The organism is Clostridium sp. 19966 (genome assembly GCF_032335695.1).
GTDB lineage: Bacteria > Bacillota > Clostridia > Clostridiales > Clostridiaceae > JACTOJ01.
In genome coordinates this window covers 60085-85124 of sequence record NZ_JACTOJ010000002.1, presented here as the reverse complement: position 1 = coordinate 85124, position 25040 = coordinate 60085, and the positions used below count along the sequence as shown (strand labels likewise).

At 33.8% G+C, this 25040-nt stretch carries 26 protein-coding genes and 1 riboswitch; of the genes, 22 read left to right on the top strand and 4 right to left on the bottom strand.

Going from position 1 to position 25040, the window contains the following annotated elements; translation table 11 throughout:
* The first annotated feature begins 11 nt into the window (after positions 1-11).
* The 5 genes from IAI10_RS02245 to guaA all read left to right on the top strand — a co-directional run bounded on the left by IAI10_RS02245 (position 12) and on the right by guaA (position 7769).
* Entirely contained in the window at positions 12-554 is a 543-nt protein-coding gene (locus IAI10_RS02245) for a prepilin-type N-terminal cleavage/methylation domain-containing protein (RefSeq protein WP_315671666.1), read from the top strand.
* A 20-nt stretch (positions 555-574) separates the two neighbouring features.
* Entirely contained in the window at positions 575-3529 is a 2955-nt protein-coding gene (locus IAI10_RS02240) for a VWA domain-containing protein (protein ID WP_315671665.1), read from the top strand.
* A gap of 88 nt (positions 3530-3617) precedes the next feature.
* Positions 3618-4367, top strand: a complete 750-nt coding sequence (locus IAI10_RS02235) for a prepilin peptidase (RefSeq protein WP_315671664.1) — start codon at positions 3618-3620, stop codon at positions 4365-4367.
* A 159-nt stretch (positions 4368-4526) separates the two neighbouring features.
* Positions 4527-4624, top strand: a riboswitch (purine riboswitch).
* A gap of 147 nt (positions 4625-4771) precedes the next feature.
* Positions 4772-6226 (top strand): IMP dehydrogenase, encoded by a 1455-nt coding sequence (gene guaB / locus IAI10_RS02230; RefSeq protein WP_315671663.1) that lies wholly within the window; start codon positions 4772-4774, stop codon positions 6224-6226.
* A gap of 10 nt (positions 6227-6236) precedes the next feature.
* Positions 6237-7769, top strand: a complete 1533-nt coding sequence (gene guaA / locus IAI10_RS02225) for a glutamine-hydrolyzing GMP synthase (RefSeq protein WP_315671662.1) — start codon at positions 6237-6239, stop codon at positions 7767-7769.
* Positions 7770-7845: 76 nt separating this feature from the next.
* Here the strand turns inward: guaA and IAI10_RS02220 are convergent, their stop codons facing one another.
* From IAI10_RS02220 to IAI10_RS02210, 3 genes are all read right to left on the bottom strand, one after another.
* On the bottom strand, positions 7846-8895 hold the full coding sequence (locus IAI10_RS02220; RefSeq protein ID WP_315671661.1) for a site-specific integrase: 1050 nt from the start codon (positions 8893-8895) through the stop codon (positions 7846-7848).
* A gap of 84 nt (positions 8896-8979) precedes the next feature.
* Positions 8980-9438 (bottom strand): ImmA/IrrE family metallo-endopeptidase, encoded by a 459-nt coding sequence (locus tag IAI10_RS02215; protein ID WP_315671660.1) that lies wholly within the window; start codon positions 9436-9438, stop codon positions 8980-8982.
* A gap of 28 nt (positions 9439-9466) precedes the next feature.
* On the bottom strand, positions 9467-9811 hold the full coding sequence (locus tag IAI10_RS02210; RefSeq protein ID WP_315671659.1) for a helix-turn-helix transcriptional regulator: 345 nt from the start codon (positions 9809-9811) through the stop codon (positions 9467-9469).
* Between the two features lie 178 nt (positions 9812-9989).
* Between IAI10_RS02210 and IAI10_RS02205 the strand changes: the two genes are divergently transcribed.
* From IAI10_RS02205 to IAI10_RS02160, 10 genes are all read left to right on the top strand, one after another.
* Positions 9990-10205 carry an XRE family transcriptional regulator gene (locus IAI10_RS02205; RefSeq protein ID WP_315671658.1) on the top strand — a complete coding sequence of 72 codons (216 nt, stop codon included), beginning with the start codon at positions 9990-9992 and terminating at the stop codon, positions 10203-10205.
* A gap of 82 nt (positions 10206-10287) precedes the next feature.
* Positions 10288-10458, top strand: a complete 171-nt coding sequence (locus IAI10_RS02200; protein ID WP_315671657.1) for a transcriptional regulator — start codon at positions 10288-10290, stop codon at positions 10456-10458.
* 67 nt (positions 10459-10525) lie between these two features.
* Positions 10526-10699, top strand: coding sequence for a hypothetical protein (locus IAI10_RS02195; protein WP_315671656.1), 174 nt, complete (start codon positions 10526-10528; stop codon positions 10697-10699).
* A 20-nt stretch (positions 10700-10719) separates the two neighbouring features.
* Positions 10720-11130 carry a hypothetical protein gene (locus IAI10_RS02190; RefSeq protein WP_315671655.1) on the top strand — a complete coding sequence of 137 codons (411 nt, stop codon included), beginning with the start codon at positions 10720-10722 and terminating at the stop codon, positions 11128-11130.
* A complete protein-coding gene (locus tag IAI10_RS02185; RefSeq protein ID WP_315671654.1) occupies positions 11130-11579 on the top strand; it encodes a hypothetical protein in 450 nt (149 codons plus the stop codon). Before IAI10_RS02190 ends, IAI10_RS02185 begins: the two co-directional genes overlap by 1 nt.
* 2 nt (positions 11580-11581) lie before the next feature.
* Positions 11582-12142, top strand: a complete 561-nt coding sequence (locus tag IAI10_RS02180; protein WP_315671653.1) for a hypothetical protein — start codon at positions 11582-11584, stop codon at positions 12140-12142.
* On the top strand, positions 12139-13305 hold the full coding sequence (locus IAI10_RS02175) for a DUF2800 domain-containing protein (RefSeq protein ID WP_315671652.1): 1167 nt from the start codon (positions 12139-12141) through the stop codon (positions 13303-13305). Before IAI10_RS02180 ends, IAI10_RS02175 begins: the two co-directional genes overlap by 4 nt.
* The gene (locus IAI10_RS02170; protein ID WP_315671651.1) at positions 13306-14082 is read left to right on the top strand and encodes a DUF2815 family protein; all 777 of its coding nucleotides are present in this window, start codon (positions 13306-13308) and stop codon (positions 14080-14082) included.
* Positions 14083-14102: 20 nt separating this feature from the next.
* Positions 14103-14318 carry a hypothetical protein gene (locus tag IAI10_RS02165; RefSeq protein WP_315671650.1) on the top strand — a complete coding sequence of 72 codons (216 nt, stop codon included), beginning with the start codon at positions 14103-14105 and terminating at the stop codon, positions 14316-14318.
* On the top strand, positions 14315-16285 hold the full coding sequence (locus tag IAI10_RS02160; protein ID WP_315671649.1) for a DNA polymerase: 1971 nt from the start codon (positions 14315-14317) through the stop codon (positions 16283-16285). The genes IAI10_RS02165 and IAI10_RS02160 overlap by 4 nt, the downstream gene beginning before the upstream one ends.
* Before the next feature lie 90 nt (positions 16286-16375).
* On the opposite strand, the gene IAI10_RS02155 is transcribed toward IAI10_RS02160, so the two are convergent.
* Positions 16376-17161 carry a hypothetical protein gene (locus tag IAI10_RS02155; RefSeq protein WP_315671648.1) on the bottom strand — a complete coding sequence of 262 codons (786 nt, stop codon included), beginning with the start codon at positions 17159-17161 and terminating at the stop codon, positions 16376-16378.
* Positions 17162-17324: 163 nt separating this feature from the next.
* On the opposite strand from IAI10_RS02155, the gene IAI10_RS02150 reads away from it, so the two are divergent.
* The 7 genes from IAI10_RS02150 to IAI10_RS02120 all read left to right on the top strand — a co-directional run bounded on the left by IAI10_RS02150 (position 17325) and on the right by IAI10_RS02120 (position 24879).
* Positions 17325-19739 carry a virulence-associated E family protein gene (locus IAI10_RS02150; RefSeq protein WP_315671647.1) on the top strand — a complete coding sequence of 805 codons (2415 nt, stop codon included), beginning with the start codon at positions 17325-17327 and terminating at the stop codon, positions 19737-19739.
* A gap of 292 nt (positions 19740-20031) precedes the next feature.
* Positions 20032-20319 (top strand): VRR-NUC domain-containing protein, encoded by a 288-nt coding sequence (locus IAI10_RS02145; RefSeq protein ID WP_315671646.1) that lies wholly within the window; start codon positions 20032-20034, stop codon positions 20317-20319.
* Positions 20309-21679: a DEAD/DEAH box helicase gene (locus IAI10_RS02140; protein WP_315671645.1), complete on the top strand. Its 1371-nt coding sequence runs from the start codon at positions 20309-20311 to the stop codon at positions 21677-21679. Before IAI10_RS02145 ends, IAI10_RS02140 begins: the two co-directional genes overlap by 11 nt.
* Before the next feature lie 16 nt (positions 21680-21695).
* The gene (locus IAI10_RS02135) at positions 21696-22250 is read left to right on the top strand and encodes a hypothetical protein (protein WP_315671644.1); all 555 of its coding nucleotides are present in this window, start codon (positions 21696-21698) and stop codon (positions 22248-22250) included.
* A gap of 234 nt (positions 22251-22484) precedes the next feature.
* Positions 22485-23495 (top strand): DNA cytosine methyltransferase, encoded by a 1011-nt coding sequence (locus tag IAI10_RS02130; protein WP_315671643.1) that lies wholly within the window; start codon positions 22485-22487, stop codon positions 23493-23495.
* Between the two features lie 96 nt (positions 23496-23591).
* Positions 23592-24377 carry an endonuclease/exonuclease/phosphatase family protein gene (locus IAI10_RS02125; protein ID WP_315671642.1) on the top strand — a complete coding sequence of 262 codons (786 nt, stop codon included), beginning with the start codon at positions 23592-23594 and terminating at the stop codon, positions 24375-24377.
* A gap of 10 nt (positions 24378-24387) precedes the next feature.
* Entirely contained in the window at positions 24388-24879 is a 492-nt protein-coding gene (locus tag IAI10_RS02120) for a hypothetical protein (protein ID WP_315671641.1), read from the top strand.
* Positions 24880-25040 lie beyond the last annotated feature (161 nt).

Genomic DNA, 25040 nt, shown 5'->3' with positions numbered 1-25040 from the left:
AGGTGGTATATTTGAAAGAGTTAAAAAAAGTAAAAAAGGGCTTTACTCTTATTGAATTATTCTTGGCATTAGCTCTTATGTCCACCATATTAGCTATAATATTTTCTTTTTATATACCACATCAGAAGGCTCTTAATGATACAGCAAGTAAATCTCAGCTTCAAATGGATGCTCAAACTATAATGCAGTATTTTTCTAAAAGTGCTCTGGAAGCATCCAGGATAAGCTCTTTAAATTCAATTACTGATACAGCTCTATTAAATAGCAAAACTGGAGAGCAAAATGTAAGTGAGCTTACCTTTTCGGTGGATGATACCGCAGGAAATAGTCAATATACCTACCAATACGCTATGGAGGGACAAAAATTAAAGTATACTGACTCCAAAGTATCAAATGCAGTTTTAGCGGAAGATGTAAACTACATAAAGATAACGCCTATTGATAAATCTATTGGAGAGTGTTCAGGGGTAAGCATTAAATTGGAACTTATAACTAGTGATGGAAAAATTAAATACGATGTGAATAACGATATTTATTTTAGAAATAAGAATTGAAGTTAAAAGGGGTGAATTCAATGAAAAAAAGACTACCTAAAATGGCAATACTAGTATTTATAATATTCATATGTGCTCAGTTTATAACCGTAAAAGATGTAAAAGCAGATACTACTGTAGTGGACAACTATTTAGCTTTAAGTAAATCTGCTGCAAACACTAAAGGTGAATCAGGTACTAATATTTCTGCAAAAGGAGGGGAGCAAATAGCATTAAATTATAACATAACTTCTCAAGACATACCTTCTTCTAATGTAAACACCCAAAGCGGAAATAAGAAAATAGTGCTAGTTATCGATACATCAGGAAGTATGAATACTAACGATATGGATAATGGAAAAAGCAGAATTTATACGGCTAAAAGCGCAGCTACTAATTTTGTGAATAATATTGTGTCAAGTACTGTAGATGTAGCTATTGTAACCTATTCAGATTATGCAGGCTCCTATAACAATATAACGGACTTTTCACATAGTACAACTACTTTAGACAATGCTATAAATAATATAAGTGCTAATGGAGGAACTAATATAGGTGATGGCTTGAGGAAAGCCTATTATATGCTTAATGGCTTAGATGACAATACCTATAAAAAGTATATTGTGCTTTTAACTGATGGACAACCAAACGAATGGAGCATAAAAAATGGCACAAACAGTTTTTATACAGGAAATGGAAACTATTGGTACGATTATAATTATAACGCTTATGACAATAACGATAGTACAGGAAATGGCCTTAAATATGCTGATACCATTGGTGATATGGTAGGAGCTACAAAAATAAATACTTTTATGATAGGTTTTACAGCAGATACAAGTACCGATAAAATGAATACTATGGCATCTCATGCTAAAGCTCAGATTTCCTTTGCAAGAGATACTACTGGACTCAATAGTGTATACAACAGTATTTCTAATCAAATACTTAATTCCTTTAACATAACAAATGTTAATTTTAGGGAGCAATTTCCTAGTGATGCAACCATAGTATCTGTACCAAGCGGCTTTACTATAGATAATACTAATCATGTGGTTACAGGAACTTTATCTAATATGATTTATACCTTAAATAATAATGTTTATAAGCTGTCAAGCGTTCCAAGTTTTGAGATTGATATAAAATTTCCTGACAATACCTCTGGAAGCAAAATATTAAGCAATGCTGCATTGAGCTATACCGATTATAATAATAAGCAGGGAAGCAAGCAATTTAATTCAGTCACATTGAATTTATCTCCTGCCATTGCTAAAATAACCCAAGCGCCTATAAGTTTTTCAAGAAGTGTAGCAGCTACTGAATATAGCCTTACAAATGGTACTACTGACAATATAAATGTTCAGCACTCAATTATACCTCAGAATATAGACTTTTATTCTGTAGCACCAGATGATTATTTTAAAAATAAATATATAGTAATTGTTACTGATACTTCTGGAAGTATGGCATGGGATTTGAATGGAAATCAGAATCCAGCTGCAGGTAACTCAAGATTGGATATTTTAAAAAGTACTTTAGTTTCCAGCAATGGTTTTATTAATGAATTTATTGGAAACGGCAATGTTAATATAGGATTAGTTGATTATGCTTCCCAAGCTAAACTAGGAAATGAGATTAACCCATCCAGCAGTGACGATATAAAAGATAGTAATGGAACATCACAGGATTTTGCTAATATGGGACAATCAACTCAAGTAAGCCAGCTGACAAGTCAAGTAAGCAACCTAAGTGCAAGTGGGGGAACTAATTTAGGTGATGGATTAAGAAGGGCTTATTGGCTGCTTAGCAAGGTGGATTCTAATGCACAAAAATATATAGTGCTTATGACCGATGGATATCCAACTGCATTTAGTTACAATTCAATGAATCCATTACAATATAATTTTGATGATGGAATTGCTTCAAATTATTATGTAAATGGTGGAGAGAGTGATAATGGAAATAATTCATTGAACTATGGTACTCAAATGGCTTCTACCATAGCAAATTCAAATTCTATTGGTTCCTATATAATAGGATTCAGTAATGGAATAAATCATGATAAGTTAACCTCTATAGCTAATTCTGCTAAAGGAACCTATAAGGAAGCTCAAAGTGCATCCGATCTTCAAGGTGTTTATAATCAGATCGCAGGGCAAATATCAAATGATTTACCAATAAAAAATACCCAATTTACCACTACCATCCCTAAGGGATTAACGGTGCAGTCTATCGTAAAAAGTGATGGAACTACATTCCCTACAAATAAATATACTGTCAGCACAGATGGCAATGGAAACTCTGTTGTAAGTTTTAGCATCGATGACATGGGCGGAATAAATTACACCTTGAATGCAGCGAAAACTTATTTTCAAGCTTCCCCAATAAACTTTACACTGGTGCTTAAAGGAAATGCTGTAGGCAGCTATACGATAACTAAAGATTCCACCTATTTAACCTATACAGACATAGGAGCTCAAACCACTACGCTTAACTCCAGCAACGATATAAGCTTCAGCATATATCAATCTAGAGTTAAGGAGCACGGGTTATACAATAATATAGATAGCAGCATAAAGGATAGCAATTTCACCTTTAGTACTGTCTCTCCTATAAACGCAGTTAACGGAACTATTTATAAGGGAGGGGTGGTTGCTGAGATAACGGGACCTTCATCGCCTCTTACAATAAACTTAGGAAAAGCAAAAAATGCATATGATACAAACAATATAGTAGTTCAAGTTATAAAACTTGATAATAATGGCAATTATACAGATAGCAGCATTATAACGCCAAATATTACTAAAACCGCTAATAGTGATAATACCGCCACAATTACGGTTAATTTGCAGGATAAGGGTAGCTATCTGATTACCTATACCTTTAAGATGGATGCACCGGATGGTACTACAAGCTTCGTAAATACCGCATCTATAGGTAGCAGCAGCCAAAATTTAAGTTTTAGCTTATCTTCTGGAATACCTGATTTATTCTAAATTAATGCAATAAAATCATTTAAAAGGCAGCTGTGAAGGCTGCCTTTTGTAAAATTTATAATTATATTTTGAAAGAGGGAAATAAGTTTTGGAATATTTTATTGGAATATACGTTTTTGTTTTTGGGTTGATTCTAGGGAGCTTTTATAATGTATGTATATATAGAATTCCAGCAGGTGAATCCATAGCCAATCCTCCATCCCACTGCCCAAGCTGTGGTAACAGGTTGAAGCCCATAGATTTAGTACCTGTATTTAGCTATATTTTTTTAGGAGGGAAATGCAGATACTGCAGGGAAAAAATATCTCCTAGGTATGCCTTTGTGGAGCTGCTTACAGGAATGGTATTCATAAGCTTATATATGAGATACGGATTAAGCTTTGATTTTATAAAATACATAATTTTAGCCAGCTTCCTTATAATAATAGGATTAATTGATTATGATACAACGGATGTTTATTCAGTTATATCCTATAGCGGAATAATTTGCGGCATATTATTTGTAATAATAGCATATTTCCTAGGAAATGATGTAAAACCTCTTGTTTTAGGATTCCTTATACCTTCAATAATAATAGGAATCATAGTGCTTACCACAGGGGCTATGGGCACAGGGGATATAGAAATATGTGCCTTAGCAGGTTTATTTTTAGGTATTACTAATAGCTTGGTGATGTTATTCTTCTCCTTTATTTTAGGTGCAGTGTGCGGGGTTGTACTTATAGCTACAAAAAAGAAGAGCAGAAAGGATTATATAGCTTTTGGTCCCTACATTGCTATGGGTGCATTTATAGCTATGATTTGGGGCAGTAAAATCGTAAGCTTTTACTTGCAATAGGTAGTAATTTTTTAATAGCAGATGTTAATGAAATTAACAATTTAAGAAAAATAAAAAAAATTAAAATGTTAACGTTTTAATTCGATTATTATAATTGACAAAGCATGACATATACACTAAAATGAAATAAACCAATTCAAAGTGACTTAAAAAATGAAGGCAAAGTTTTAAAATACAGCTCATATATCCCCATGATATGGATGGGAGTATCTACCGGAAGCCGTAAATTTCTGACTATGAGCGAAAAGTAATGTGTATTAAAGCATATTAATTTTCGCTATAACTATATTTTCAATTAATTTTGAAAAGTATTATAGAAAAAAATTAATATGTTTTTTGTTATACTGTAAAATAATAATAATATCAATTTTGAAATAAAATTTATATAGGAGAGGATGATATTTTTGGCTACTATTTTAAAGAAGGGTTATACCTTTGACGACGTTCTATTAATGCCTAACAAATCTGAGGTGCTTCCAAGAGAAGTAAATTTATCCACATATTTAACTAAGAAGATAAAGCTAAATATTCCAATAATGAGTTCTGGTATGGATACTGTTACTGAATCTAAAATGGCAATAGCTATTGCAAGAGAAGGCGGTATAGGAATCATACATAAGAACATGAGCATAGAAGCACAGGCTTCAGAAGTGGACAGAGTTAAGAGACAAGAAAATGGAGTTATAACTGATCCTTTCTTTTTATCTGAGGATAATACAATACAAGATGCTTTAGCACTTATGGGCAAGTTCAGAATATCCGGTGTTCCAATAACTGAAAACAAGAAGCTTATAGGTATAATAACAAATAGAGATATAGTATTTGAAGAAAATTATACAAGAAAAATAGGAGAGGTAATGACTAGAAAGAATCTTATTACTGCTCCAGCAAATACTACATTAGAAGAAGCAAAGCAGCTACTTAAGCAGCATAAGATTGAAAAGCTTCCTTTAGTAGATGAGGATAATAATCTAATAGGTCTTATAACTATAAAGGATATAGAAAAGGCAATAAAATTCCCATTTGCAGCAAAAGATTCACAGGGAAGACTTCTTTGCGGTGCAGCTATCGGAGTTACTGCTGATATGATGGATAGAGTTGATGCTCTTGTTAAGGTTGCAGTAGATGTGGTAGTTATAGATACAGCTCATGGACATTCTCAAGGAGTAGGAGAAGCTGTTAAAAAAGTGAAGGCGAAGTATCCCAAGCTACAAGTTATTGCAGGAAATATTGCAACTGCAGAAGCAGCAAAATTCTTAATTGAATCTGGTGCAGACTGCATAAAGGTTGGTATAGGACCTGGTTCCATATGTACCACAAGAGTTGTTGCAGGAGTTGGAGTTCCTCAGCTTACAGCAGTTATGGATTGCGTTGAAGTTGCTGAAAAATACGGCATACCAGTTATAGCTGATGGAGGAATAAAGTATTCAGGAGATTTAGTTAAGGCTTTAGCAGCTGGAGCAAGGGTTGCAATGATGGGTTCCATGTTCGCAGGCTGTGAGGAAGCGCCTGGTGAAATTGAAATGTATCAGGGAAGAAGCTACAAGGTTTATAGAGGAATGGGTTCTTTAGCAGCTATGAATTCTGGAAGCAAGGATAGATATTTCCAGGAAGGAAATAAGAAGCTAGTTCCAGAAGGAGTAGAAGGGAGAGTTCCATTTAAGGGACCAGTATCTGACACCATATTCCAGCTTATGGGCGGAGTTAGATCAGGTATGGGATATTTAGGAGCAAGAACTCTTAAAGACTTATATGAAACTGCTAATTTTGTAATTCAAAGTTCAGCTGGACTTAGAGAAAGTCATCCTCATGATATAGTAATAACTAAGGAAGCACCTAACTACAGTGTTAATCAATAGGAGGCTATAAATGGATAAAGAATTGGTATTGGTAGTAGACTTTGGTGGACAATATAACCAGCTTATTGCTAGAAGAGTAAGAGAATGCGGCGTATATTGTGAAATAATACCTTATAGCTACTCCATAGATAAGATAAAAGAAAAAGCTCCAAAGGCAATAATCTTTACTGGCGGACCAAGCAGCGTATTTGAAGAGGGAGCTCCAACAGTAGATGAAGAGATATTCAATTTAGGAGTGCCTATACTTGGAATATGTTATGGACATCAGCTTATAGCACATTTGCTAGGCGGAAAAGTTGACAGTGCTGACATAAGAGAATATGGAAAGACAGAAATTTATTTGAAAGACAGCTGCAAAATTTTTGATGGAATAGAAGAAAAAGAACAGTGCTGGATGAGCCATACCTGCTATGTGGCAGAGCCACCTAAAGGTTATTCCATATCAGCTAACACTTCTCATTGTCCTGTAGCAGCAATGTACAATGAAGAAAAGAAAATATATGGAGTTCAATTCCATGCAGAGGTTGAACACACTCCATTTGGAAAGAAAATGCTTTCTAATTTCTTATTTAATGTATGCAAGCTAAAGGGTGACTGGACTATGGCATCCTTCGCTGAAAATAAGATAAAGGCTATAAAAGACATAGTTGGAGACAAAAATGTTATCTGTGCTCTTTCCGGCGGAGTAGATTCTTCTGTAGCAGCAGTGCTTGTGCACAAAGCTATAGGCAAGCAGCTTACTTGTATATTTGTGGATCACGGTCTTTTAAGAAAAGATGAAGGAGATCAGGTAGAGGAAATATTCAGAAAGCAGTTTGATATGAATCTCATAAGAGTGAATGCTAAGGATAGATTCCTAGGAAAACTTGCAGGAGTAGCTGATCCAGAAAGAAAGAGAAAGATCATCGGAGAAGAATTCATAAGAGTCTTCGAAGAAGAAGCTAACAAGCTTGGAGAAATTAACTTCCTGGTACAGGGAACTATATATCCAGACGTAGTTGAAAGCGGAACAAATACTTCAGCAACCATAAAGAGCCACCACAATGTGGGAGGACTTCCTGAAGACATGAACCTAAAGCTTATAGAGCCTCTAAGAGAGCTATTCAAGGATGAAGTTAGAGCTGTAGGAGAAGAGCTAGGAATACCTCATCATTTAGTATGGAGACAGCCATTCCCAGGACCAGGACTTGCAATAAGAGTGCTTGGAGAAATAACAGAAGAAAAACTATTCATCACAAGAGAAGCTGACGCTATCTTCAGAGAAGAAATAGCTAAGGCAGGACTTGAAGGAAAGATATGGCAGTACTTTGCTTGCCTTCCAAACATTCAGTCCGTAGGAGTAATGGGTGACGAAAGAACCTACTGCCATACAGTAGCGCTAAGAGCAGTAACCAGCTCCGACGGAATGACTTCCGACTGGGCAAGAATTCCATATGAAGTTTTAGATATAGTATCCAGAAGGATAGTTAATGAAGTTAAGGGAGTAAACAGAATTGTTTATGATGTAACTTCTAAGCCACCAGCTACCATTGAGTGGGAATAAAGAGAATACGTCACTACAAGTATTGATAATACTATGCTATTGAGAGTTGAAAAAGGTAGAGCGTACTAAAAACGTACTAATATAAATCATCAAGCTTATTAGCTAAAATATTTTGCTTGTCTGGGTAGAGATGTGAATAAGTATCAAGTGTTGTTTGTACTTTCTCATGTCCTAACCTTTCAGCAATTTCAAGTGGAGTAAATTTTAATTCTATCAATAAGGATGCGTGAGAGTGCCTTAAGTCATGGATACGAATTTTTTTTACTCTACTTTTTTTGCTTATTCTTTGCATTTCATGAACTAAGAAAAATTTTGTGAAGTTAAAAACTCTTTCATCATTTTTATAATCATATAACTTTTCTTTGTAGTCCTCTATGTCTTTGCACAGAGAATCAAAAATAGCAATAACTCTTTTACTTTTAGGCGTCTTAGGCGGAGCAATAATGTCCTTACCATTAAGTCTAGTATATGATTTATTTATATATATCTTTTTATTTATTAAATCAATATCGTTCCAGGTTAACGCCATAAGCTCTCCACTTCTCATGCCAGTCCAAAATAATACCTTAAAGGCTAGATTAGAAATAGGCTTATCATCAAATTCTATAAATTTTTTAAACTCTTCTTTTGTCCAAAACTGCATATCATCTGCATTTTTCTTTCCCATAGATCCTGCTTTTAACGCTGGACTACTTACAAGATTATAATATTTAATAGCAAAATTAAATATTGCTGATATTTGGTTATTAATTGACCTTAAGTATGTTGCTGAATAACCTCCTTTCAACAACTTATTTTGCCATTTTCTTATGTGATTTGGTGTAATTTCAGAAACTATCTGTTTTTCAAAGTAAGGAAGTATCTTTAGATCAATTATATATTTTTTATTATCTAACGTTGTTTCTCTTACTCTGACCTTACAATCATCAAGATATAAATTAACCAATGTTTTAAAGGGAATATCGCAATTATTTTTTTGCTTCGTTAGAAAATCTCTTTCAAATTGATTAGCTTCACTTTGTTTTTTAAAACCTTCCTTCTTTTTCTTTTTCCTAGTACCAGTCCAATCCGTATAATAGAATGAACAGTAATAAGTGCCCCTCTTTTCATCTTTATAGGTAGGCATAAAATCACTCCTTTACGAATATATGTTCTTATAAATTGCAAAAAATATATAGTGCTACATAAGTACCACCTCCTACAAAACAATTTAAAACATTTTTAAAACCATGAGATTAGGTTCAAAATACACTATGTAATTATCTATTTCAGCATATAAGCCATATTTTTCTCGGTAATGGTTTATTGCTTTATCAATAAATTGCTCGGTTACGTTTAGATGTTCCGCCAGCTCATGTTTACTTCTAATACCTTTTTCAAATGCTGTTACAATATCCACTATCCCTATTAACTTTTCATATCCCCAATTACGGGCAATTTTTTCTTGTTTTATATTCTTTACATCAGTTTGATCTATAATATTCCCGTAGGTAGTATGAAAGTGTCCAAGTTCTTCAGATAATATGCAATTTTTTTCATACTGATTAAGTTTATTATCTATAATAATTTTTCTATTTTTATATAATCCCTTAAAACCATATTTAAGAGGTTTTTCTAACACTTTTACGCCTTCATACTCTGATTCGACTAATAATTCATCATATGTCATTAAATACCCCCATCATTACACATGCATATTAATCTTCATCTTCAAAGAGTGCATCTATATATTTTTCTAATAATTTCATTTTTTGAGGAGTTACATTTTTACCTTCTAAGTGAGCTGCTATTGTATCAATCTCAGTTCTAACCTTTGCTTCGCTAGGAGTATCATTAGGGTTTGATACCATATTTTCCAAATCTTCAATTGTTATATTTAATGCCCTACAAACCTTTATAACATTATCTACAGCAGCCTTTCCAATGCCTCTTTCAAGCATGGAATATAAAGTTGTATTAGGTAATCCAGCCTTTTCAGAAAATGCTTTCATAGATAATCCTGTTTCTTGAATTAATTTTTTTAAAATCTGTTCTCTTTCCATGTATTTCCTCCATATACGATATTTCGTATTCATGTATACATTGTATTACTAAAAATTCGCTTTGTAAATAAAAAAATACGATATTGAGAAGAAAACATCCAAAAAACTATTGACAATGTTCGATACTGAGAATATGATAAGAATATCAAGTACGCAATTGCGAAAAGGAGGTAAGGAAATGTATAGAAATTTGGAGGCTGAAATGGTTAGAACAGGCATTCAGAGGAAGGATATATCAAATCTTTTAAGTGTCAGATATGCTACTGTCGTGCAGAAATTAAATGGGAAATACAAGTTTAGTTTAGATGAGGCCAAGGCTATTAAAAAAAGGTATTTTCCAGATTTAAGCCTCGAATATCTTTTTGAAGCTGAATGCGAACAAAAATTAAATTGAGAAAGGATGAAAAAATATGGATTATAACTCAGCTTAATTTTCAGCTCAGTAAATAATCCTAAGGACAAAGGAGAAATCAATAATGGAAAGTGCTTTTTACACAGTAGAAGATGTAAAAACATTGCTTGATGTTTCTGATTCAAAGGCTTACAAAGTAATCCAAGCTTTAAATAAAGAACTCAAAAGTAAAGGCTATATAACTATCGCTGGGAAAGTACCTAAAAAGTATTTTAATGAAAAATATTATTGCTAAGATGAAGGAGAAATGAGTTTATTAGTGTTATAAAAACAGAACTTATAAGAATAGAAGGGAGTTGATTATGATATCAAGAAAAGCAAGGAACGCTTATAAAAGTGAGTTAATTAAAGCTTTAAATCAAAGAATTGATGAACTTGAGAAAGAGAATTTAAATTTAAAAAATAAGGTAGATGATCTAAAAATGGATAATGACTCCTTAATGGAAAGAGTTTTAGATCTTGAAGCCTGTGGCTAATTTGAAAGGAGGTGAGAATATTGCTAAAGGATCTATTTAAAATTCTTAATTTAAGCAATGAGGACAAGATGGAGATTATAAAAATAGTCCAGGATGATGTAAAAGTAAACCACATTATGTTTGGGAAAACCACAAGTATTGAGGAAATTTACAACTTGGTAATAAGAACAATAGTAGTTATGAATAAAGCTTATTGTATGAATGTTTCCATAGGAATTTTAGAAGATGTTGAAATTGTCAGTAGTGAAAGAGCTTCTAAGATTATTGAAACTAGAGCTCCTACAGGATTATTTTTGGTAGTTTTAAAAAATGGCAGATATACTGCTATAGACAATACAACTAAAGATGCATGGATAGAAGAATTTATGGATTTAAAAAAATGCCTTAAATGGTTACAAGGATACGATTTAGAAGATTTGGAGGTAATGTAATGAAAGTGGAAAAATTAAAAAGCATATTAGATACTGCATCTAATAGTGACATAGCGGTTTCAATTATGGCTATCAGCCTTGAAACTTTTAATAGCACTACATTTAACCAGTATGATTATTCGCTAGACATATTTGCAAGATTAAAAATGTTACTTTTGGATGGATCTATAAGCAAGAATAGAATGACGGAAATTCATAGAGATATATCCAATGGTATTGATGCATTTTTAAATAAAATGATAGATAAAAGCGTCATAAATAAAAAAGAGACTGCCGTAGCAGTCAATCAAAAACCAATTATAGTATATCAGCAAAAGATAGAAAAGTATAGAACAACTTTTGAAGAAATACTATCAAATTTAAGAATGATAGGGTCGCCTAATGTGGCAGATAGCTATATTGATTATTCTATAGCTATTATAAGTAAAACATTAAAGGAGGAATTTTAATCATGAAAATATCAGCAGAATTTGATTCAATTGAGGAGTTATTAAGCTTTGCTAGCACATTTAGTGCTAAGAATTTAGAAATAGGAGGAGGTACTGAAGGTGTAATTAGAACTCAGTCAATTCAAGGAATACAAGCACCAAATAACAATGATATTCAAATAACTGCTCCTGTACAGCTTCATTCACCTGAACAAAATGTAATGCAACAAGCAGCTCAGAACACACCACAACAGAATGCTATTCCAGTTAATAATGGGTATAATCAGCAACTTGCTCCAGTACCAAGTCCAACTCAATTTCAGCAGCCACCAATGCAGCAAACATCTATTCCAACACAGCAACCGCAGCAGCAAATACAACAGACTCCTAATTTACCTACTGCAGCTCAGTCTTATACCATGGATCAGCTAGCTGTAGCAGCTACTCAAATTGTTGATTCTGGGCGTAGAAATGACTTAGTAAATCTTTTAGGTAGTTTTGGTGTGCAAGCCTTAACATCATTGCCTAAGGAGCAATACGGAGCTTTTGCAACACAACTTAGAGCTATGGGGGCTAAGATATGAGCGAGGCTAAGCACGCTCTGCTCTCTGCTAGTGCTTCACACCGATGGCTTAATTGTACTCCGTCAGTAAGGCTGGAAGAAACTTTACCGGAGGAAGAAAGCGAATACGCTGCTGAGGGAAGTTTGGCCCACGAGATAGCAGAGCTTAAATTAAGAAAATATTGTATAGAGCCTATGGGACCAAGAACCTTTAATAGTCGTTTAAAAAAGCTTCAGAAGAATGAATTATATCAGGAAGAAATGCTTAAACACACAGATACTTACCTTGATTATATTAAGAGCGTTGTACACTCTTTCGATTCTAGCCCATACGTAGCTGCAGAAAAGAAACTGGATTACAGCTCATGCGCTCCTGAAGGCCTTGGAACAGGAGACTGCATTATTATAGGTGGAAGTACTCTTCATGTTATAGACTTCAAATACGGCAAAGGTGTTCCAGTATCAGCTTATGAAAACCCACAAATGAAATTGTATGCGCTAGGAGCTTATACAGAATATAGCTTTATATATCCTATAGCATCTATAAAACTTACTATAATTCAGCCAAGGTTAGATAGTATATCAGAATTTGAATTGACAGCTACTGATCTTCTTAATTGGGGAGAAAGCATTAAGCCTATAGCTTTAAAAGCTTTTAATGGTGAAGGCGAATATAAGGACGGTGAGCATTGCCAATTTTGCAAAGCTGCCGGAATATGCAGAAAACAGAAAAATTCTAATATGGAACTTGAGCAATATAACTTTGCAGAGCCTCCAATTATCTCAAATGAAGAAGTTGGCCAAATACTAGAAAGAGCTCAGAACTTAGCTAAGTGGGTTAAAAAGTTAGAGGCGTATGCTCTTGCAGAATGCTTAAAAGGCAATGATATCCCAGGTTGGAAAGCCGTTCATGGGCGGTCAACAAGACAATTTACTGATATAGATGCAGCCTTTAATGTTCTTAAGGCTAATGGCACGGACGAATCTATGCTATACGAAAGAAAGGCGTTAGCCCTTACAGAGGTTGAAAGCCTTATTGGAAAAAGTAATTTCAAAGAATTATTGAGTGGTTTTGTTAACGCGCCACCAGGTAAGCCGACACTTTCAAAGATAAGCGATAAGCGCGAAGCGATTAAAAACTTAAGTGCAAAAGAAATATTTAGTGATCAAGGAGGAAATGTATAAATGAGTAATCAAATAAGTCCAACATATGTAGTAACAGGAAGGGTGAGGCTAAGTTATGTACACTTATTTACACCTCATGCTAGTCAGCAAGGAGCTGAACCGAAATTCAGCACTACAATTCTAATACCCAAGTCAGATATAGCAACTAAGCAAAGAATAGATGCAGCTATAGCTGCAGCAGTTCAACAAGGAATTTCAGGAAAATGGAATGGGGCTAGACCACCACAGATAAAAAGCCCTGTATGGGATGGTGATGGAGTTCGTCAAAACGGAGAACCTTTTAGCGAAGAATGCAAAGGTCATTGGGTGATAACAGCCTCATCCAATCAGCAGCAGGAAATGATAGATGTTAATATGAATCCAATCATAAATCAAACGGAAGTGTACTCAGGAATGTATGCCAGAGTTAGTATAAACTTCTTCCCGTTTTTCAATTCAGGAAATAAGGGGATAGGTTGCGGATTAGGACCAGTTCAAAAATTAGAAGATGGTGAGCCATTAGGAGGACGTGTATCTGCAGCTACTGCTTTTGGAAATGCTCCTATGCCTACAGGTTATAATCAGCCGATGCCAACTTATAAGCAGCCTATACAAAATGCATATGGCCAAGCTCCATATGTTCCACCAGCTCAACGGCCTGTATATCAGCAGCCGAATTATCCCCAGCAAAATCAATATCAACAAACACAGTACCAGCAGCCTCAACAGCAATATGACCCTATAACAGGAGCTCCTATAGGTGGAGTTATGGGTCTGAATGATAGTGTACCATTTTAGTTCATAGAGGAGGATTTGCAATGTCATATTCATGCGAAAATTATGTTAAAGACGAAAATGGAACTAAGTTTTTTATTGGGGATAAAGTAAGAGTTTATAGAAAAGGTGAATGGCAATTCTACGGAACTATAACCTTGATTACCGGAAAAGGTATTTATGTTGCTTGCGGAGGTAAAAGAGATAAATATCTTAGAGCTGATATTTTAGACGAAATTGAAATCGTGGAGGAAGAATGAGACATTTATCAATAGATATAGAAACCTTTAGCAGCGTAGACATTAAGAAGAGTGGATTGTACAAATATGTGCAGTCCACTGATTTTCAAATACTATTATTTGCTTATTCCTTTGATGGAGAACCAGTACAAGTTATTGATCTAGCACAGGGCGAATTAATACCTTCTGAAATTGTAGAAGCTTTGCAGGATTCAAGCATAATAAAGCACGCTTATAATGCTTCATTTGAATGGTATAGCTTAAACAAGTTTTATTATTCTCCATTACCTCAATGGCAATGCACAATGCTGCACGGTTTGTATTGCGGATATACTGCAGGACTAGGTGCGACTGGTAAAGCTTTAGGACTTCCAGAAGATAAAAGAAAGCTTACTACTGGTAAGGCATTAATAAAACTATTTTGTACGCCTTGTAAGCCTACAGCTAGAAATGGGAGAAGGACAAGAAACTTACCTCAGCACGAACCTGAAAAGTGGAATTTATTTAAAGAATATAACAGACAAGACGTTATTACAGAAATGGAAATAGAATCAATGCTATTAGCTTTCCCAGTGCCTGAGCAGGAGCAAAATCTTTGGGTATTGGATCAATTAATTAATGCAAATGGAGTTGCTATAGATCAGGAATTAATAGATGGTGCTCTTAAATGCAATGACATTATAACTGAAGAGCTTATGTCTGAAGCTATAAAGTTATCAGGATTAGATAACCCTAAAAGTGTTAAGCAGCTTTCAGAATATCTCACTAAGGAAACTGGAGAAGAAATTACGGACCTAAGGAAAGATACTGTTAAGGATCTTATTAAAACTACTGATAACGACGAAGCTAAAAGAATGCTTGAAATAAGACAAGAACTTTCAAAAACAAGTGTTAAAAAGTACACAGCTATGCAAGAGGCTGTATGCTCTGATGGTAGAGTTAGAGGACTTTTACAGTTCTATGGAGCTAATAGGACAGGAAGATGGGCAGGGAGGATAGTGCAGGTGCAGAACTTACCACGTAGCTATATAGAATCGCTGGATCATGCCAGAGATTGTATAAAAAATAAAAAGATCGATGCCATAAGGCTAATATATGGGAGCGTATCAGATACGCTTTCACAGCTTATCAGAACTGCTTTTATCCCATCTGAAGGACATACTTTTGTTGATTCTGATTTCAGCGCCATAGAGGCTAGAGTAATTGCATGGATTGCTGGAGAGCAATGGAGACTTGATGTGTTTAACTCTCATGGAAAGATATATGAAGCTTCAGCTAATCAAATGTTTGGTGTTCCAATTGAGCTTATTAAAAAAGGTAATCCGGAATACGCTCTAAGGCAAAAAGGTAAAGTTGCAGAACTTGCTTTAGGATATCAAGGTGGATCCGGTGCACTCATGGCTATGGGGGCTTTAAACATGGGGCTTGCAGAAGAAGAACTTCCTGAGATTGTGCATCGATGGCGCGCATCTAATAAAAGAATAGTGGATTTGTGGTATTCAATAGAAAATGCAGCACTTGAAGTAATGAGAATAGGACAGCCTCAAGGAGTAAAGGGATTAATAATAGCGCATGAAGGAAACCTGCAGACAAAGCAAGATTTTTTAACTATAAAGTTACCTAGTGGAAGAAAGCTTTATTATGTAAAGCCCTTCATATCCCAAAATGAAAAAGGAAAAGATGCGCTTTATTATTATGGCATAAATAAATCCAATAAATGGGGCATTCTTAATACTTACGGTGGAAAGCTCGTAGAAAATATAGTTCAGGCCATAGCAAGAGATTGTTTGGCTGAAAATATAATACGTCTTAGCTCTATGGGATACCAGGTAGTATTTCATGTACATGATGAAGTAATACTTGATGTACCAAAAGGTATTGCAGATTTAGATAAGGTTTGCGAAATAATGGGTCAACCTATAATATGGGCCAAAGGACTTCCGTTGAAAGCAGATGGATTCATAGCAAGCTATTTTAAGAAAGAGTAGGTAAAAATGCCAAAGCAAGATTTTTAAGTTTATCTGAAAAAGAGGTTTATTATCAAAAAGGCATTAAAAAAATAGGGACTGATAATACCCCTATTTCGGATTTGAAAATGAAGTTAAATAGATATCAAGGTTTACTAAAACTCCACTTACAAGTATAAGTATAAGTAAAATACAGAAACAATACCAAAGAATGTCTTTATAATTAATAGATTTAGGTGATTCATTTTTACGAAAAGCTTTATATAGTTGCTTAAAGTTATTAAATATATTTAGTGATGCTATCAAAACAAGGACAGCCAAGCCAATCAATTGTAATAAAAAGAAAAGAGGATCATGAAAACCGTGTGATTGAATTATGTTAGCAATACCTTTACCGGATTTTAGTAATTCTTTAGTGGAATTTAAAGTTTCTGAGCCATATAAAGGCTTATAAACAAATAAAAGAGCAATAAATAAAGGAAACCATTTTAAGGTATTAACGCATAAATAAAACTTATCAATAAAAACACGTTTGCTTAAGATAAATAAGGAAATCAGATTTATTAAGACGCAAGCAAGTTCAAATATAATGAGATATAGGATAACTGTATCTTGATATTTTAAGTAAAATGGTATAACGGCAATTGCAATAATTAACCCAAATATTCCGAAACTATCAAAATTTTCTGAGGTTTTTGTAGGCTGACTATTCATATTAGTACTGAAATCATAATTATTTGTAGTACGATTGTGGGAATTTATGTTTAGTGTCTGATTAAAGCTATCTTTGTTGTTGCTTAATAAGCTAGTCTTATTTGTTGAAGTGAATAAAGAAATAAAAAAAGAAACGATAGATACAGCTGAACCAATTACACTGATTAAAGTAATATTATCCATACTATGTACACTCCTTCTTACATTTTATACTTTTATTTTACAATATATGATAATAAATTGCAATATAATCCCAGTAAGAATTTGTATATCAGTAAAAATAATAGTGTAAATAGGAAGTAGCTTTTAATCAATCTATCTAATTAATATTAAGGAGGTGATTTTAGTGCTCATAAATGATAGGCAAATAATAATATCAGCAGCTAATAGTCGAAAAGCTACATATTGGCCAACTCAAACGATTTATTGGTCTGAGCTTGTGGAAAAGCTTCATACTCCTACTAGAGGAACTGAAAGCATTGCAGAGTACCTTAAATTACCTAAAAGTAAGCAAGATGAATTAAAAGATGTTGGCGGATTTGTAGCCGGAACTTTAGAAAATAATAGAAGAAAAGCCAATAGTGTTATGGGGCGTGATGTCATAACCCTAGATTTAGATAATATTCCTCCAGGAGGAACAAAAGACACTTTACTTAGAATAGATGGCTTAGGGTGTTCAACCGCAGTATATTCTACTAGAAAGCATGAAGAAAGTAAGCCAAGGTTAAGAGTACTAATACCAACAAATAGAACAGTTACAGCTGATGAATATGAGCCATTAGCTAGGAAAATAGCAAGTTTCATAGGGATAGGATTATGCGACCCTACAACTTTTGAAGCTTCACGTTTAATGTATTGGCCAAGCTGCTGTATTGATAGCATATATGTATTCCAATACTGGGATAAGCCTTTTATAGATGTTGATGGCGTACTTAAAATGTACACTGATTGGCGTAATATATCAGAGTGGTCAGAAGTACCAGGAGCTCAAGCAAGTCATGTAAGGCTTGCAGCTAAGCAAGGGAATCCAACTGAAAAACCAGGAGTAGTTGGAGCTTTCTGTAGAACTTATGACGTGTATAGAGCTATAGATACTTTCCTTCCAGGCATATATGAGACCTGTGATATTGAAGATAGATTTACCTTTGTAGGCGGCAGTACAGTAGGAGGAGCTATTATTTACGAGAATGGTAACTTCTTATATTCGCATCATGCCACGGATCCAGCGGGTGGAAAACTATGTAATGCTTTTGACTTAGTAAGGCTACATAAATTTAATGAGCTTGATGATGAATCACTGCCTAATACTCCGGTTAGTTCTCTGCCAAGCTATAAGGCTATGTGTGAGTTAGCTACAAGTGATACACAAGTAGCAGCACTAATTAATCAAGAACGATATGAAAAAGCTACTCAGGATTTTTCTACCCCTGCAGATGATACTGCAAACTGGATTAGTAAATTAGCAATTAGCTCAGGTACAGGATTACCTTTAAAAACTACAAATAACATACTTATAATTTTAGAAAATGACCCTTTAATAAAGGATAAAATAGCTTTTGATGAATTTGCAAACAGAGGATTAGCGCTTGGGGCTTTACCATGGGATAGAAGAGAAATAAGACGCACATGGACTGATAATGACGATAGGGGTATAAGATGGTATCTAGAAAATACCTATGGCCTTGCTAGTCCTGGAAAGACTGATGATGCACTAGGTTTATGTGCTTATAAGCATAGCTTTAATGACGTAAAGGACTATATCACAGGGCTTACTTGGGACGGAGTTAAAAGAGTTGATACTCTTCTTATAGATTACTTAGGAGCAATGGATAATGTGTATACTAGGGCAGTTATTAGAAAATTTTTAGTTGCTGCAGTAGCTAGAGCAATGACACCAGGATGTAAATTTGACTATATGCCCATTTTAGGAGGACCGCAGGGAATAGGTAAAAGTACTTTTTTAAAGATACTGGGCAGAAGCTGGTATTCAGAAAGTCTTTCTTCCTTTGAGGGTAAAGAAGCAGCCGAATTAATTCAGGGGCGTTGGATAAATGAAATAGGAGAACTTACAGGGTTAAATAAATCAGAGGTTAATACTATAAAGCAATTTTTAAGTAAGACGGAGGACATTTATAGAGAACCTTATGGAAGGCGTACAGCAGCTTATCCAAGACGTTGTGTATTTGCTGGAACTACAAATGATACTGAATATCTTAAGGATAAGACAGGTAATAGGCGTTTTTGGCCAGTGGATTTAGGAATACAGCAGCCTATTAAAAGTGTGTGGGAGCAGTTACCTGAAGAAGTGAATCAGATTTGGGCCGAGGCGTTCCTTTATTGGCAATTAGGTGAGAAATTATATCTCACTGATGGCGCAGCAGAAGAAGCCGTAAAACAGCAAGAGGATCATCAGGAAAGTAATGTTAAGGAAGGTCTTATTCATGAATTTGTTGAAAGGCCAATACCTATAGATTGGCATAAGTGTTCTTTAAATGAAAGGCGTATGTATTGGTTAGGTGAATTTCAAAATGATAATAGTAACACTCAGACTATGCAGCGTGATAGGGTATGTGCTGCAGAGATATGGTGTGAATGCTTTGGTGGAGATCTTAGGTATATGAAAAGAATAGAAGCTATGGAGATTAACGCAATTTTAGGTGGGCTAAAAGGTTGGAAAAGGCATAATAGCAGTAGCCGTTATGGCCCTTATGGAACCCAAAAAGGATTTATAAGGCATGATGAAATACTGTCAACTTTATAGTATAAAATGTTGTCAACTTTGTAAACTTTAAAGCTGTTTTGTCAACTTTCAAATATTGTAAATGTCAACTATGTCAACTTAATTTTTGAGAAAGTTGACATAAAAGTTGACAATATGAACCTTTTAAAACACTAGCTTTATATATATTTGTCAACTATGTCAACTATAAAATGATATATAAGTATATATATAAATAAATACGGTATATTATTACAGCGTGTATGCCTATACACGTATATATAATAGGAAAAATGGTCGCATAGTTGACGTTAAGAAATTGAGGTGAACAAGAATGAGAGAAAATGTAATTGAGGCTTATCTACGTGACAGAGTAAAATCATCCGGAGGTAAAGCTTATAAATTCGTATCGCCAGGTAATACTGGTGTTCCAGATAGATTAGTGCTATTTCCCAGTGGAAGAATCATATTTGTTGAGTTGAAATCCCCAGGGAAGAAGCCAACAGCGATTCAGTTATTGCAGCATAAAAAAATTAGAGCCTTAGGCTTTGAGGTCTTAGTTGTGGATAGCAAAGAACAAGTAGACGAATTAATAAAGGGCGTGGTAAGTAATGCGATTTAAACCACATGCATATCAGAAATATTGCATAAATAGAGTGCTAGTCGATTCAGCGTTAGGACTATTTTTAGATATGGGACTTGGAAAAACAATAATAACTCTAACAGCAATAAATGATTTGAAATTTAACAGATTTGCAATATCAAAGGCTTTGGTTATAGCACCTAAGAAAGTTGCAGAAGCTACATGGTCAAAAGAAGCTGCAAAATGGGATCACTTAAAATTACTTAGGGTTATATCTGTTTTAGGATCTGCAAGTAAAAGGATAAAGGCGTTAAATACACCTGCAGATATTTATGTCATAAACCGAGAGAATGTTCCTTGGCTTGTAGAGTATTACAGAAATTCATGGCCATTTGATATGGTTGTAGTTGATGAATTTTCAAGCTTTAAAAATCACCAGGCTAAGAGGTTTAAATCTTTAACTTGGGTTAGGGGACATATCACAAGGTTTATAGGACTTACAGGTACACCGGCACCAAACGGACTTTTAGATTTGTGGGCCCAGGTTTATTTATTGGATCAGGGCAAAAGACTTGGAGATAAAATAACCCATTTTAGAGAGCGATATTTTGAACCGGATCAAAGGGATAGAGATCATGTTTTCAGCTATGCCCCAAAGCCAAGAGCTGAAGAAGCTATACAAAATCTCATAGGAGATATATGTATTAGCATGAAGGCAGAGGATTACTTGGAGCTTCCAGATTGTATTTCCGTGGTAACACCAGTATTACTGGATAGTAAAGCTAAGGCAGCATATGAGAAGCTTGAAAAGGAAATGCTTTTAGAGATTGATGATACGACGATAGATGCAGGTACTGCTGCAGTACTTACGAATAAGCTTCTGCAGTTGTGCAATGGTGCAGTATATGATGAAAATAGGGCGATTGTAGAGATACATGATTGCAAAATTGAAGCTTTTACGGAACTTGTAGAAGGACTTAATGGCCAACCGGCATTGGTATTTTATAATTTTCAGCATGATCTAGTAAGAATTAAAAAAGCCTTATCAAAAACAAAGCTTGTAGTCAAAGATCTTAAGGGACCACAAGAGGAAGATGATTGGAACAATAAAAAAATTGATATTCTTCTAGCACATCCAGCCTCAGCTGCATACGGATTAAACCTTCAGCAAGGAGGAAATCACGTTATATGGTTCGGCATGAATTGGTCACTGGAACTATACCAGCAAGCCAATAAGAGACTTCATAGACAAGGACAAACAGAAAAAGTTATTATTCATCACTTGATAGTTGAGAGCGGTGTTGATGAAGATGTTATGGCAGCGTTGGAGAATAAGAGTACAACGCAAGATAATTTGATGAACGCGATAAAAGCAAGAATAGAAAAATATAAAATATAAAAGTGAGGTGACTTAGATGGAAGAAAGAAACTTAATAAGTTATGATGAAGCAGTTAAGATAGGAATAAGAGAAGGAATAAAATATATAAAGGACCAGGAATTTTATAAAACTAAAAAACGATATGATAGGAGATTGAGAAATACCAGGCTTTTATTAAAAAATTATAGAACTTTGTTAATTCACAATAAGCTTGCGGATGATACTGTAAATCAAGTTAAGGGTGAAAATGCTGTAGACATTTTGGACGATATAGAATCTATAAATGATGAAGAACAATATGTACAGGCATTAAGCAGAACTAAGATAAGGACTGTAACTATACTTGGACATATTAATAAAGCTATTAAGTATTATAAATATATATGCGAAGCAGAAGATAGCCTTAAAGAGAGAAGATATAAAATAATTAGCTATATGTATCTTGAACCAAGTGAAAATGAGGTCAATAGGACATACGAGCAAGTAGCAGAGCATTTCAACCTTAGCATTAAAACAGTGGGTAGAGATGTAAGACTGGCTGTAGAAGATTTATCAATTTTATTTTTCGGAATCGACGGAATTAAGCTTTAAAATGTCCTTGTCAAACAGTATTAAAGCAAGTGATAGAGCCAAAGTGTTTAAAAAACGCGTTAGTTTTTTGTGGGATTGACGTACCTTTTAGTCTATATTAATATGGTATCAGGAAAAATTATAATTTGATAACAATAAATGAAAAACACTTGGTATTAGCCAGGTGCTTTTTTTATTCCTTTGTTTGGTGTGATGGGCGGTGTAACCCGAATTAAAATAAAGGAAGTGAAATAAATGTTAAAAGTTTTAAGTTTGTTTAGTGGTATAGGAGCTTTTGAAAAAGCACTAGAAAATCTCGAAATTCAATACAGTCTAGTAAATTATTGTGAAATTGATAAATTTGCAAGTTATGCATATAACATAATTCACAATGTTGCTGAATCATATAACTTAGGTGATATAACAAAAGTTAATGCAGAAAAATTGAATGATTTTGATTTATTAACTCATGGTAGTCCATGTCAGTCTTTTAGTTTAGCAGGAAAGGGCGAAGGAGGAGACGAGGGGAGTGGAACAAAATCAAGTCTTATGTGGCATTCAGTAAATATTATTAAGCATAAGATGCCTAAATATGTAATTTGGGAGAATGTTGCAGCAGTAACTAGCAAAAAGCATAGGCATAATTTTGATAAATATCTAAAAACTTTAAGTGAATTAGGTTATGATAATTCCTGGAAGATTCTAAACAGTAAAGACTATGGATCCGCGCAGAATAGAGAAAGAGTTTTTGTAGTATCTATAAGAAAAGATATATACAAGATTCCTTTTGAATTTTCTCAAAGGAATCATAAAGAATCAGTAATGAGAGATATATTAGAAAAAGATGTTGATGAAAAATATTATATATCTAATAGCTATATTCATGATTTAGTAAGAGAGCTTGAAAAAAAGTTAAATAAAGAAAATAAAATAACTAAAAACATGATATTAAAATTAGGAAATATAAATAATCCTAAAGCATTAAAAATGAATAATAGAGTGTTTTCCAAAGACTCAGTAAGTCCAACATTAATGACATCAAGTTCGGAAGTTACAAAAATAGTCGATTGCAGGATAAGAAAGCTAACACCTTTAGAGTGCTGGAGGCTTATGGGATTTGGTGAAGATTATACGAAAGTAAAGAAATCTTTAGAGGAAAAATTTCACAAAGGAAAAGATATGAGTGATAGTCAAATGTATAAGATGGCTGGGAATAGTATTGTTGTCAGCGTAGTTGAAAGTTTTATAAGTGATTTACTTATTTAATGAGAAAGTTATATTAATACTTTAAAAGTTATTTGTGGCATTTAATGTAATAAAATGATATAATATATACATCAATAGAACCAAGGAAGACAAAGAATGAATTATTTATTTTGGAATACAAATAGTAAAAAAGTAAATGATATATTGATTAGAATTATAAATGAATTAAAGTGTGATATAGTTGGACTGGCTGAATACGAAGATGACATTACTGAATTATTGAAGGGGCTTTCAAGTATTGGGACTAACTTATATGAGAGTCCTAGCATTGGATGCAGAATGCATGTATTAACTAAGTATAACCCAGAAAAAGTTCAATTGAGTAATGAGAGTAACTATTACACTATAAAAATGATACCACATGATTCATTAATAAATCATATTGTAGCATTTGTTCATTTACCAAGTAATCTTTATAATCACGAAGATGCTGATAAGTTTTACGAATTAACTGATTTAAGGATAGCTATTGAAAAAAGCGAAAGTGATTTCAATAGCCATAATAGCGTTATAGTTGGAGATTTTAATATAAACCCATTCGAAAAACCAATGATAAGTGCAGGTGGACTTCATTCTATTTTAGATAGAGAAATAGCTAAAAAAATAAAAAGACAAGTTTTGGGAAAAGAGTATTTAATGTTTTATAACCCAATGTGGAATTTATTTGGAGATATATACAGACCACCAGGTACATATTATTATAACAATTCTTCACAAATTAACTATTATTGGCATATGTTTGACCAAGTTATAATTAGACCACAACTTATAGATAATTTTACTAATTTGAATATAGTATCTGAATTTAACGGAATGAATCTTCTAAAAAACGATAAACCAACGATTAGTGACCATTTACCAATTTTTTTTACAATAGAATAGGAGTGAATTTATGAATAATTTATGGGGATCATTTAAAAAAGAAGATTTTTTGATGCCTAATAAAATATTAGAAAAGCAAGCAGAATATCTTCCCAATTTAACTGATGATTATGTTTATGCATTTGTTGAAAGAAATACAAAAAAAGAAGATGTAATTAATAAGAAATCTACTTTTGAAGATATCAATTCTTTTAATAGGGAATCCATAAAGTTTGTTTATGATTTCTACATAAAAGGAAAATATCTAAAAAACTATAGTTATCTTTTGCTAGAGATTAGGCATGAATTAGGGCCGTATCCACTTGATGTTGAATTAGATGGAAGTATGATTGAGGAAATTAGCATTAAATTAGGGCAAATAAATCCAGGGTGGGTGTTTCTAGGTCAAAAGAGGATTTTAAGCATAGATAATGAAGAGGAATTTATTAAAGTATTAGAAGTCATATTGACCTCAAAAAGAACTAAAAGCGTAATATCAGCTATAATAAATTTATCGAACTAATTAAGTAAAGAAGCAATAATTCAAAACGGACTCCAATATAAAGTTGATGAATAAAAAATGAATAAGCTAGGCATAAATGCTTGAAAAGTGTATAGATATAATATTTTCAATGAATAAATAATAGTAAATAATTTAGTGGATTTAAGGAATGGCTCTGTTGA